Source organism: Streptomyces sp. NPDC000594, assembly GCF_040299965.1.
Classification (GTDB): Bacteria; Actinomycetota; Actinomycetes; order Streptomycetales; family Streptomycetaceae; genus Streptomyces.
In genome coordinates, this window is the sequence record NZ_JBEPCY010000027.1 from 39,539 (window position 1) to 51,599 (window position 12,061).

General features: G+C 72.9%; 9 protein-coding genes. 5 read left to right on the forward strand and 4 right to left on the reverse strand.

Annotation, left to right across the window (positions count from 1 at the left end):
• Positions 1–14 precede the first annotated feature (14 nt).
• The 4 genes from ABT354_RS28420 to ABT354_RS28435 all read right to left on the reverse strand — a co-directional run bounded on the left by ABT354_RS28420 (position 15) and on the right by ABT354_RS28435 (position 5,825).
• Positions 15–1,940: an SMI1/KNR4 family protein gene (locus ABT354_RS28420; RefSeq protein ID WP_351498894.1), complete on the reverse strand. Its 1,926-nt coding sequence runs from the start codon at positions 1,938–1,940 to the stop codon at positions 15–17.
• A 47-nt stretch (positions 1,941–1,987) separates the two neighbouring features.
• Positions 1,988–3,070: a cytochrome P450 gene (locus ABT354_RS28425; protein WP_351498896.1), complete on the reverse strand. Its 1,083-nt coding sequence runs from the start codon at positions 3,068–3,070 to the stop codon at positions 1,988–1,990.
• Between the two features lie 600 nt (positions 3,071–3,670).
• Positions 3,671–5,056, reverse strand: a complete 1,386-nt coding sequence (locus ABT354_RS28430) for an FG-GAP and VCBS repeat-containing protein (RefSeq protein ID WP_351498914.1) — start codon at positions 5,054–5,056, stop codon at positions 3,671–3,673.
• A 139-nt stretch (positions 5,057–5,195) separates the two neighbouring features.
• Positions 5,196–5,825 carry an FMN-dependent NADH-azoreductase gene (locus ABT354_RS28435; protein ID WP_351498916.1) on the reverse strand — a complete coding sequence of 210 codons (630 nt, stop codon included), beginning with the start codon at positions 5,823–5,825 and terminating at the stop codon, positions 5,196–5,198.
• Between the two features lie 159 nt (positions 5,826–5,984).
• On the opposite strand from ABT354_RS28435, the gene ABT354_RS28440 reads away from it, so the two are divergent.
• The 5 genes from ABT354_RS28440 to ABT354_RS28460 all read left to right on the forward strand — a co-directional run bounded on the left by ABT354_RS28440 (position 5,985) and on the right by ABT354_RS28460 (position 11,904).
• Positions 5,985–6,599, forward strand: coding sequence for a TetR/AcrR family transcriptional regulator (locus ABT354_RS28440; protein WP_351498898.1), 615 nt, complete (start codon positions 5,985–5,987; stop codon positions 6,597–6,599).
• A gap of 423 nt (positions 6,600–7,022) precedes the next feature.
• Positions 7,023–8,069: a FecCD family ABC transporter permease gene (locus ABT354_RS28445; protein ID WP_502983517.1), complete on the forward strand. Its 1,047-nt coding sequence runs from the start codon at positions 7,023–7,025 to the stop codon at positions 8,067–8,069.
• Complete coding sequence (locus ABT354_RS28450; RefSeq protein ID WP_351498902.1) at positions 8,066–9,274, forward strand: FecCD family ABC transporter permease; 1,209 nt, start codon at positions 8,066–8,068, stop codon at positions 9,272–9,274. Before ABT354_RS28445 ends, ABT354_RS28450 begins: the two co-directional genes overlap by 4 nt.
• A 254-nt stretch (positions 9,275–9,528) precedes the next feature.
• A complete protein-coding gene (locus ABT354_RS28455; protein WP_351498904.1) occupies positions 9,529–9,747 on the forward strand; it encodes an MbtH family protein in 219 nt (72 codons plus the stop codon).
• Positions 9,748–9,807: 60 nt separating this feature from the next.
• Positions 9,808–11,904, forward strand: a complete 2,097-nt coding sequence (locus tag ABT354_RS28460) for a multicopper oxidase family protein (RefSeq protein ID WP_351498906.1) — start codon at positions 9,808–9,810, stop codon at positions 11,902–11,904.
• Positions 11,905–12,061: the final 157 nt, after the last annotated feature.

Here is a 12,061-nt window from a genome sequence, read left to right on the forward strand (position 1 = left end):
TCGCGGCCGGCCCGTCAGTGCTCGGCATCCCCGCCCATGCTGATCACGACTTCGACATACGTCTCCCCCTCTCCCGGCGGCCTCGTCCATGATCGGGTGGTGAAACCGTGCAGCCGTCCGCAGGTGATCGCATGGCGCGGCAGATGGACGCCGAACTCTCCGCTCAGGGCCTCCAGCAGGGACCGTTCCGCCGGGGTCGCGGGGGTGCCCTCCTGCCGGGAGTCGAAGAACCGGTCGGGGTCCAGGGCCGGTGGTATCTCCCCGGATCGGTGTATCTCCCCGTCCGCGTAGGTGAAGGCGTATCGCTCCGCACCGTCCTGGGCCACGGAGAGGTGGAAGAAGGGTTCCCCGCTCCGGGTCCGCAGACCGCTCCACACGACCACCGCGCGGGTGCCCGCGCCGGCGGCGGCCGCGGCCGGGGAGACGAACCGCTGCGGGTGGAAGCGCGCGGGGGCGCCGTCGAAGGCGAAGCTCCAGCGGGTGCCGGCCCGGCCGACCGCCATGAGGGCTCTGTCGTCGTGGGACGCGAAGCCCCTCTTTCCGCGAAGCGATCGGGCGCGCGCTTCGCGGGAGGTCATGGGCTCGTCCAGGGCCGCCGCCGTCCCGTCCGCGAGACGTCCGGGCAGGTCCTCCGGAGGCACGCCTTCGACCAGGACGAAACGGTAGGAGGTGATGTCGTCAGGGCGGTTCGGGTCCGCGAGCCACGCCAGGCCGTCCGGGTCGGGACCGGCCGCCGGGGCCGGTGCCTCACCCGGCTGTCCGCCCCGGGGGGTGGACAGCAGCTCGCGGCCCCGCTCCGGGGTGAGCAGGGGTCCGAGCAGGGGGTCGGCCACCCACCCCAGCGGCGCCAGATGGTCGGGGCCCAGCGGTATCCAGGCCGGGAGAGCGTCGATCAGTGTCCGCCATGCCCGGTCGGTGTCGCCCCACCGCGCCAGCTCCCGTGCCCGCCCGACCGCTTCCCCGAAGGGGCCGGCCGCCGTGTAGCGGTAGGTGCCGGCGCGCACCTGCTCCAGGGTCGCGTGGGCCAGCGCCACCACGTCGTCACCGGCTCCCCGTAGAGGGAACATGAGCGTGGAGTCGTCCCCGTACGAGTGCGCCGCGTGCTCGGCGACCAGTGGCGGCAACAGCTCGGGGGCGTACCGCGGGTCGGTCACCAGGTCCTTGAAGGACATCATGGAGGTCTGTCCGAGCAGATGGTGGATCTGGTCGCCCAGTCCGGCGGCCCGCGGTCGGCCGTACCCCTTCGCCTCGTCCAGCACGTGCCCGGCCCGCTCCCAGTCGCCGCGCAGCGCCGCCAGCCGGGCCTGTTCCATCCGGGTGTCCAGCTCACGCGTCGTGTCGTTGGTGAACTCCGGCCTCCCGTGCTCCGGGCGCGCCCGGAGGTTGTGGAACTCCCGGTGCATGCCCCGCATGAACGTGGCGAAGTCCGCGTGCCGCTCGGGTGGCTCGGCCAGCCAGCTCGACCAGGTGTACACGGCCCACTCGCCGTCCTCGTCCATGTCCTCGGGGTCCAGGAGGACATGGGTGGCGTCGGACTCGACGTCGAGCTGGAGGCCGCGGCGCCAGATGTCCGCCTCCTGGCGCTCGGTGTGTCCGGCGTCCTCGTCCAGGTACTCCTCGAACATCTCGGCGAGTCCGGATGCGTTGTTGTGCCAGCGTGCGTCCGTGGTCCCCGCCAGGAGCCAGATGAACCCGCCGGCGTGCCGCCACCCGTCGCTGACCTTGAGGAACTCCCGGTACGACGGGGGCATCCGTCGGCCGAGGCGCTCCTCCATGGCCGAGATCCGCTCCTCGGGGGCCGGCGGGAACCCCAGCCACCGAGCCCGCTGGGCGGCTTCCTCCGCCTCGCCCGTCGTCTCGTCGTCGGGCAGCGAATCCGCCCACTCCCCGCTCCATCCGAGCAGGAACGGCCGCCAGTCGAACGGTGTCGTATCCGTCATGTGGCCCATGCTGTCACCCACCACTGACAGTGCTCCGTGACGGCACCTCAGCGGCTGTGCCCGGCGTCCACCTCCAGTACGCAGTGCCGCAGCTCATAGCTGCCGATGGCCTCCATGAAGCCGATCGTCGGCGGGCTCGCCATCCGTACTCCGGGCACGGCGACCAGCCGGCTGAGGAAGACATCCGTCTCCAGGAGCGCGATATGCAGCCCCGGGCACTTGTGCGGGCCGTCGCCGAAGGCCAGCCCCGGCGCCCCGGCGTCCTTCATGGTGCGCCCCGGGCGCAGACAGCGCGGCCGGGCCCCGACGGTCCGTTCGTCGATATTGGTGTGATCGAGCAGGATGTCGATCCGGTCGCCGGCCGGGACGGTGAGTCTCCCGCCGTCGGCGCCGGGCAGGTCGAGCGGTTCGGTGGTACGGCGGCTGAGACGGCCCACGACCGGTTCGAGCCGCAGGATCTCCCCGAGCACCGCGAGCCTGCCCGGCTCGTCGGCCGCGCGGTAGTGCGCGAGCAGCTCGGCGTCGGAGAAGAGATGCCAGGCCGCCGCGGTGATGAACTCACGGGTGGTGACCATGCCCGCCGCCGCGAAGGTGAGGCACTCGCCGAGGATCTCCGTGTTCGAGCAGCCGTCGTCGATGAGGTGGGAGATGAGATCGTCCCGCCGGGTGCGGCGGCGGGCGCGCACGGCGGGGCGGACATCGCCGACGTACACCCGCAGCCAGTTGGTGTTCTGCCGCAGCATCCAGTAGAGGCCGTGCGGGCTGGTCAGCCCCGGCGTGCCGAAGCGCTCCGGGAAGAAGCGCTCCAGCCGTTCCTTGATGCCGGGTCTGCTCTCCGTCAGACCGATGACGGCGCAGGCCACCTCGATCGCGAGGTCGAAGCTGAGGTCGGAGAGCCGGGCCCGGCCGTCGGTCCGGAGCCGGTCGATCCGGGCCTGTGCGACGCGGACCATGACGGCGCGGTAGTGCTCGTCGACACGGCGTGGGGTGAAGAACCGCGCGGTCTGGCGGCGGTGTTCGCGGTGCTCGGCGCCGTCCCGGTAGAGCACCGGCCGGCGGATGCGCTTGGGTATCTTCGACACCATCTCGATCCCGAGGCCGGCCTGTACGGTCGCCGTACTGCGCAGCACGGCACGCGCCTCCTCGTACCCGCGCACCTCCCAGACGCCGTCACCGCCCGGCGCGACGGGGCACTCCGCCGCCGTCCCGCCCCGTTCTATCCTGCGGAGTCCGAATCCCCGGTCCGACCCGGCCCCGGCCCCTTCGCCATCGGTGTCATGGAACCCACCGGACCCTCTGGACCCAGCGGACGCACCGGACCCACCGCTCATGAGCGGCACCTCCCTCTTCCCGAAGACCGTGCCGGTATCCGCGCACCCGGCCTGCCCGGCCCGGCCGACGGCACGCTCCCGCCGATCACGGGGCGGTGCGGCGGGCCGTACCGGGGGGTTCCTTCCCACCGCGACGGCACGGGAAGCGGGCATCAGGGGGTGTACGGCGGACCGGGCGGGCGGACCGGCCGTCCCGGGGCCCGATCCGGCGGGTCCCGCCCGGTGTCCGGGCGGGTCGGCAGAGGCCTGGACCGCGTCGGCCGGCCCCGGGCGCGGGTGGGAGATGTGTGCGGCGTGGTGCGGGCGGGTTCCGTGGTACCCGGCCGCGCCACGCCGTCCCCTCCTGTGGTGCCGCGCCGCTGTCCCGCTACGGGGCTACGGGTCTAGTGGGCTACGGGGCTACTGGACGAAGTTCGCCGTCACCGGCACATCACGGTGTCCCTTGGCGGTGATCCCGCTCTTGCCGCCGGGCAGCAGCAGGCTGGTCTCCTCGGTCTCGGAGACAAAGAGATCGGCGTCGCCGTCGCGGTCGGCGTCGAGCAGGCGCGCGTAGGTGCCGAAGCCGCCCCATGCCTTCGCCTTGCCCGGCACCCCGGCGGTGTCACGGGTGAACCACTGGGACTTGGCCCCGGTCAGGCCGCCCTTCCCGCCGCTCAGGAGGTGGACCCCGCCCGCGGAGCGGTGCCCGCTGACCTTCTCACCGGGCGCGGTGACCGCGAGATCGGGGTACGTGTCGCGGTTGACGTCCCCGGCCGAGATCACATTCCCGAACTGGTCGGCGGTCGACTCCCCGGTCGCCACGCCCGCCGTCGACTGCGTGATGGTGTACTGCCCCTTCGGCCCCGAGGCCCCGCCGCGCAGCACCACCACCGTGCCCGCGTTCCGGTTGGGCACGGGGTGGGCTATCGCCAGCTCCCCGTAACCGTTGCGGTCGAAGTCCGCGACGACGCCCCGGGGGTAGTAGTTGCTCTCGTCGGACTTGGTGTACGTGGTCGTCCCGCGCGAGGTCACGGTCTTCCCGCCCTGGAGGAACCACACCTCCGAGGCCCCGATGACATACAGGTCGTCCGTCTTGTCCCCGGTGACCTTCCCCGCCGCGAGCCACCGGGGGAGCAGGGTCTTCCCTCCGCCGACCGTGTGCCGGGTGACCGGGCCCGTCGTCCCCTTGGAGGAGGAGAAGGAGCCCCGGACGATGTGCACCGAGTCGATGTCCCCGACCGCCAGATCCGGCTTCGCGTCGCCGTTGAAGTCCCCGGCGGTCAGGGAGATCCCCACATGCTGCCGGGCCCGTCCGTTCTTCAGCGGCACCAGGGTCGCCTTGTCGCCCAGCCCGGTCTTCGACCCCCATACGATCGTGACCGCGCCCCGCTGCTCCAGGCCCCCGAGGGTCTCGGTGGAGTCGCCGACGGCGAGATCGGCGTACCCGTCCCCGTTGAGGTCCGCCGTCGCCAGCGTCTTTCCGAAGGCCTCGTTCTCCTCCTCCGGAACCGATGTCTTTCCGGGGATGCCGGGGCTGTTCTGGTCGATGTGCCGGGTCTTGGTGCCCGGCCCCTTCGCGGTGCCGTAGGTGACACTGAAACCGGGGTAGCGCGGTACGGCGTAGTCACGGTAGCCGTCGCCGTTGAAGTCGTCGGCGTACCGGGGGGACTTGCCGGTTCCGGAGGACGGCATCCCCTCCTCGGCGGGGGCGGCGGTCGCCGCGCTCCCCGCGGACAGGGAGAGCAGACCACCCGCGAGGGCGGCGGCCGTGGCCGAGGCCAGGGCTCTGCGGAGGTTGATGTGCATGGTCACGGAGGCTCCTGCGGTCGGGTCGTGACAGAGAGACCAACCAGGGGGCCCGAGGGTTGTACGCGGGAACGAAAAGACGGGGCGGCGCCCGGCACGCCGCGCCCGGGGCGGGGGACCGGGCGGGGGCGGGGTGGGGTCAGCCGGCGAGGGCGCGGCCCGCGGTGCGGGCGGCGGTGAGGGCGCGGAGGTGCTGCTCGTCGGCGAGGTCCCGCAGGGCCGCCATCGCGGGGTTGGTCCCGGCGAGGGTGAGTTCGCGCTTGATGACGGTCAGATCGGCCTGCCAGGCGTCGCGCAGGATGCGCTCCATGTAGGGGGTGGAGTGGTCCCAGCCCTCGCGGGGGGTGCCGGGGCCGTAGCCGCCGCCGAGGGTGGTGACCAGGACGGTGGGGGTGTCCTTGAGGAGCGACGCGGTGGGGCCCGCCGCCGCGATGACCAGGTCGGCCCAGGTCTTGAAGTGCTGGGAGACGCCGTAGTTGTAGAGCGGCACCGCCAGGACGACGGCGTCCGCGCGCTCCAGCTCTCCGGCCAGCTCGGTGGCGAGACCGAGCGCCTCGCGCTGGGCCTCGGTGCGGTCCTGCTCCGGGGCGAAGCCGCCGGTGGCGGCCAGTGCCCAGGCGTCGGCGGGCAGGGGGTCCGTGCCGAGGTGGCGGCGGGTGACCGTGGCGCCGGGGTGGGCCGCCGCCCATTCGGCCTCGACGGTGTCGGCGATCTCGGCGGAGGTGGACGTGGTGGGGAGGATGCTGGCATCCAGCCGGAACAGGTTCATCATCTGGCTCTCCTCGATGAGGGACGGTCCGTGCCGCGCCCCGGGGAGGGGTGCGGCGCATGCTGACAGGGCGGCCGGAGCCGGTGCTGACCCGGGCCGTCCACGAGCATAAGCGGACTTTACCCCGCTTAGGTTCCCGGGGAGGGGTAGATTGATCAGGTGGACAGTTCGATCGTGCCTTTCGGGAAGCCGCGCGGTGAGCGGGCGGACGCGGTCCGTAACCGTGAGCTGCTGCTGACCACGGCCCGCGAGATGATCGCGGAGCAGGGGGCGGACAAGGTCACCATGGACGCCCTGGCGGACCGGGCCGGGCTGGGCAAGGGAACCGTCTTCCGCCGCTTCGGCACCCGTGCCGGAATCTTCCAGGCCCTGCTCGACGCGGCCGAGCACCACTTCCAGGAAGAGGTGCTCTTCGGCCCGCCACCGCTCGGTCCCGGCGCCGGTCCCGAGGAGCGGCTGATCGCCTACGGCCGCGCCCGCATCGACTTCCTGCTGGACCACCACGCCATCGCACGGGCCGCCCTGGACCGCAGCCTGCCCGTCCCGGCGGGCGAGACCAACATCTCCCGTATCCATGTGCGCATGCTGCTCACCCGGACCACCGCGGCCCTGCCCGACCACGACACCCTCGCCCTCCAGCTGACGGCGGCCCTCGAAGGCCCCGTCCTGCTGTATCTGACGATGTCCAACGCCAAGACGCCGCCCCCGCCGGGCCCCCGGCGCGCCCTCGCCGACAGCTGGCAGACCCTGGTGGAACGCCTGCTGCGGGACTGACGGCCGGGCACAGGCCTACGGTGGCCCGCTCCTCGTGCGGGCCCCTTGCCCGAACGGGCCGCGGGCGCCGACCACTCCCCCGCTCCCCCTCTTCCGGCGGATGGCCGACACCTCCCGGCATCTGGCTAAGGTTAGCCTTACTTCACCGCGCGGTCGGACCCGGTACGGCCGGGCAAGAGGTGTGCCCCGCAGGGCAGTTGGCCCCTGGCGGGCCGGCGCGGTCAAGCGGACGAGGAGAGGCTGAGAGATGCGGGTTGGCGTGGTCGGGTACGGGGTCTCGGGGCGGCGGCGCCCCCCGCAGGCGGGACCGCGGTCCCGTACGGGGCGCCCCCACGGGAGTCCGGTTCGGCGGTGCGCGGAGGCTGTCGCCACCGCGCCGCGTCCTTCGTCGGCCGGTGGCGCGCGGCCGTGAACCGGAAGGCGATACTCTCCCCCGCCGCGCGCCCGGGAGCGGACGACGAGCGGAGCACCGCCCGTACGGTCCTGCGGGGCACCGGCCTGCTGGTGGCCCTCGGCGTCCTGCTGCTCATGGTGGTGCTCAGCACCTGGATCGGGACGAAGGACACCTCGCTCGGGCAGGTCTGGTCCGCGATCACCGGTGACGACGGCTCGTACGCCACCGGGGTCATCCGCGAACTGCGGCTGCCCCGCACCCTGATGGGGCTGGCCGTCGGCGCGGCGCTCGGTGTCGCGGGCGCGGTCATGCAGGCCATGACCCGTAATCCGCTCGCCGACCCCGGCCTGCTGGGGGTGAACGCGGGGGCGTCGGCGGCGGTGGTGCTGGGCATCGGGGTGTTCGGGCTCGGCACCTTCACCTCCCTGGTGTGGGCGGCCTTCGCCGGTGCCGGGGCCAGCGCCGTCCTGGTCTATGTCCTCGGCGCCTCGGGCCGTGCGGGGCCGACCCCGGTACGGCTGGCGCTCGCGGGCGCGGCGGTCAGCGCCGCCCTGGGCGGTCTCATCGGCGGGCTCACCGTCTTCAACGCGGCGACCTTCGAATACATGCGGTTCTGGATGGTCGGCTCGCTCGCGGGCCAGGATCCCGAGGTGCTGCGGCAGTTGCTGCCGTTCGTGCTCACCGGCCTGGCGCTGGCACTGCTCATGGCGCGCTCGCTCAACGCGCTCGCGCTCGGCGAGGAGCTGGGCCGGGCGCTGGGTACCGGGGTGGCGCGGACCCGGCTGGCGGCGGTGGTGACCGTGACCCTGCTGTGCGGCGCCGCGACCGCGGCGGCCGGGCCCATCGGCTTTGTCGGGCTGGTCGTCCCGCTGGTGGCGCGCTGGCTCACCGGTCCCGATCTGCGCTGGGTGCTGCCGTACTCGCTGGTCCTGGCGCCGATCCTGCTGCTCGCGTCGGACATCGTGGGCCGGGTGGTCATGACCGGCGGAGAGCTGGAAGTGGGGGCCGTCACCGCGCTGGTGGGCGCGCCCGTGTTCATCGCCATGGTGCGCCGCCGCAAGGAGATCTCGCTGTGACCACGACCACGGGCCGCGCCCGGCCCGCCGCCACCGGCCCCGAGCCCGGAGCAGGGAACGGATCGGGGAATGAATCGGGGAACGCACCAGGGTCCGGGCGGGCGAGCCGGCCGGTGAGCGCCTTCTCCGGCCGGGTCGCCCTCCGGGTGCACCGCCGCACCGCCGGGGTCTGTCTCTCCGCACTGCTGGTGACCGCCGTGACGCTGGTGGTCGGCCTGGGGGTCGGCGCCTATCCCGTGGCCCCCGCGGAGGTCGCGCGGGCACTCTTCCACGGCACCGGCGATCCGCTGGCGGTCCACTTCGTCAATCAGGAGCGGTTGCCGCAGGCGGTGCTGGCGGCGCTGGTGGGCGCGGCCCTGGGGATCAGTGGCGCGATCTTCCAGAGCATCTCCCGCAATCCGCTGGCCAGTCCCGATGTGGTCGGCTTCAACAGCGGTGCGGCGACCGGGGCGATCCTGGTGATCGTCTCCCTCGGGGGCGCGGCCGGGGCGGGGGCCATGGCGCTGGGGGCGATCGGCGGTGGTCTGGCGACCGCCCTGGTGGTCTTCCTGCTGGCGAGCCGGGGCGGGCTGCACGGGGTCCGGCTGGTACTGATCGGTCTGGGGGTGACGGCGATGCTGGGTTCGGTGAACTCGTATCTGCTGACGCGTTCCAGCCTCAACAACGCCCAGAACGCCCATGTGTGGCTGGTCGGTTCGCTCAACGGCCGGGGCTGGAGCTCGGTGCAGATGATCGCGCTCGCGCTCTGTGTGCTGCTGCCGGCGACGGTGCTGCTCGGCCGCCAGCTGCGGATGCTGGAGCTGGGGGACGAGCTGGCGTACGGCCTCGGGGTACGGGTGGACCGGGCGCGGCTGGTGCTGACCGTGCTGGGTGTGGGGCTCTGCGCGGTGGCGGTGGCGAGCGCGGGGCCGATTCCCTTTGTGGCGCTGGCGGCGCCGCAGATCGCGGTGATGCTCACCCGCAGTCCGGGGGTGAGTGTGCTGTCGGCGGGCGCGGTGGGCGCGGCGCTGCTCTCGCTGGCGCATTTGGTGTCCGGTCAGTTCTTCAGCACACTGGCCGAGGTGGGGGACCGGGTGGCATGGCTGGATCTGGTGGATGACACCCAGCGCAACAATCTGCTGCCGGTGGGGGTGACCACGGCGGTGCTGGGGGGCGCGTATCTCGCCTGGATCCTCTTCCGGCGGCGGGGTACGGGCAGCGCCTGAGGCCACCGCCTCCCGCCGCCGCCTCCCGCTACCGCCTCATACCGCCGGCTCGCATCGCCGGCTCACACCCTTGCGCCCGCCGCCGTGCGCTCCCGGGATCACACCGGGGGCGCATGGCTTGTTCTTTGCGGCGGGTGCCCGGTTTGGCGCCTTTGAAGCGAGCTTGACCCCTGCACAACAAGCCATTCCCGAGGGGCCATTGATCATCATGGATCACTAAGGTTAGCCTTACCTAACCACTAAGGAGGACCTCTGTGACCAATCCGTTCGAGGACGAGAACGGCACGTACCTGGTACTCGTCAACGATGAGGGACAGTACTCCCTCTGGCCCGCCTTCGCCGAGGTGCCGGCCGGGTGGACGACCATCCACCCCGAGGACACCCGTACCGCCTGCCTGGAGTACGTGGAGAAGCACTGGACCGACATGCGCCCCAAAACTCTCGTGGAGAGCATGGCGAACAACCAGCCGTAACCCGGCACCGGGTGGGCGGTTCAGGACGGAAAGGGCGTGCGAGCGAGAGTGGGAGCACCGGTGCGCAGGACCGACAGCGGCATCACCGGAGACGGAACCGGGAACGGAACCGGCTCCGGTGACACCGAGGAGGAGAGAACGGACCGGGGACGGGTGCTCCGCAGGCGCGGATTCCTCGCCGGGGCGGGCGCCCTGGGCGGCGCCATCGCCGTGGGCGGGGGCATGGCCCTCACCGCGGGCCGCGGTCACGCGGCGGTGCCACCCCGGCCCGATCTGATGACCGCCGCCCTGGGCACGCCCCTGGACGAGCTGCCCGGTGCCGCCGAGGCGGCGCGGTCGGCCGCCGGTACCCGCAGCGCGGATCCGGCGGTGGCCCGCGCGGTCCGGGCGGCCCGGCAGCAGATCACCCCGTTCCGGGACCCCCTTCCGGTCCCCCGCGTCCTGCGCGGCCGGAAGGGGCAGCTCACCGTCTCCCTGCGGGAGGCACGGCTGCGTCTGCACAGCGCCCTCCCGCCCACCCGGCTCTGGACCTACGAGGGCAGCCATGTGGGCCCCACCATCGAGGCCCGCAGCGGCCGCCGGCTGCGGATCGCCTGGGAGAACGACCTGGGCGGGACGTTCCCCGTAACGGCGGTGAAGGTGCCCTTCGCCTATGACCCGGCCCTGCCCCTGATGTGGGACCGGCCCGGCCGGGAGGGCAGCGCCCCCCGCGCGGACGTCGCGGGCCTGCCGCCCTGGGCGGTGGTCCATCTGCACGGCGCCGTCACCGGCGGCGGCAACGACGGCTGGGCGGAGAACGCGGTACTCCCCGGCGCCGCGCAGCTGGCCGAGTATCCCAATGAGCAGCCCGCCGCCGGGCTCTGGTACCACGACCACGCCATGCACATCACCCACCTCAATGTGATGACGGGGCTGGGCTCGGGCAGCTATCTGATCCGGGACGACGAGGAGAAGGCGCTCGGACTCCCGTCCGGCAGCCGCGAGATACCGCTCGTCCTCTTCGACCGCAATCTCGACCTGGACGACTCCGGTGCCTTCACCGGGGGGCTCCTCTACAAGGGCATCGTCGTCATCGCCGAGCCCTATCAGCTGGTGCGGCCCTTCACCGGCCCGTTCAACCTGGTCAACGGGGTGATCTGGCCCTATCTGGAGGTATCCGCCGGCTGGTACCGCTTCCGGGTGCTCAACGCCTCCAACAGCCGCCCCTATCTGCTGAAGGTGCTGGACGAGGAGGGCCGGGAGCTGCCGCCCGAGGCGGTGGTGATGGCCGGTACCGACGCCGGGCTGCTGCCCCGGCCCGCGCCGGTCTCCGGCGGGGTGCCCCTCACCCCGGGCGAACGCGCCGATCTGCTGGTCGACTTCTCGCGCTACCGGGGACAGCGGCTGCGGCTCGTCAACGACAACCCCGAGCCCGGTATCCGGCCCGATCTGATGCAGTTCCGCGTCGGGTCCCGGGCCGACGCGGGGGGCTTCGCCCCGCCGGAGGTGCTCGCCGCGTCCTTCCGCCCCATCGGCCGGGCGGAGGCCCAGCGGGCCCCTGAGCGCATGGTGGTGGTCACCCCCGTCTACCCCAAGGACCCGGAACTGTGGGAGATGGAGGAGACCGACCCGCCGAAGGGCCCGTTCCCCGTCGACGGCATCATCCAGATCGAGGACGAGGACGGCACCGTACGCACCTTCCGGCGCGTCGCGGCCACCTTCCACGACCCGGTGCGCTTCACCGTGCCCGCCGGGGCCACCGAGCGCTGGACCTTCCTGAGCCTGGAGCGCTCCCCGGGGGCCTATCCGCATCCGATGCATCTGCACGCGGTCGCCTTCCAGGGCGTCAGCCGCGCGGTGTACGACGTGAGTTCCTTCGAGTTCCTCCCCCAGGAGGGCGGCGGTTACGGCGCCGGGACCTCCCGGCCGCTGAAGCGGGTCCGCTCCGGCACCCTCACGGCGGCCGAGCAGGGGCCCAAGGACGTCATCCGGCTCGCGCCGGCCGAACTCCTCACGGTGGTGGCCCGCTTCGACGGACCGCCCGGCCGCTTCATGCACCACTGTCACACCTACGAGCACGAGGACATGATGATGATGCGTCCCTTCCTCGTCCAGCCGAAGGCCGTACTCGATCTGGCCCCGCACGGCGGGGGCACGGGGCACGGCACCCACCACTGACCCGGCCGGCCACCGCCCATCCCGGCAGCCCCGACACACCTGAGCCGCCCGGGTCCGCCCCGCGCGACCGGGCGGCCGTTCCCTCTCCGCCCTTCACGCCTTCACGCCACGACCACGCGCGCGCCGACGGCTCCCCCGCCCGGGGGACGGCCGGTGC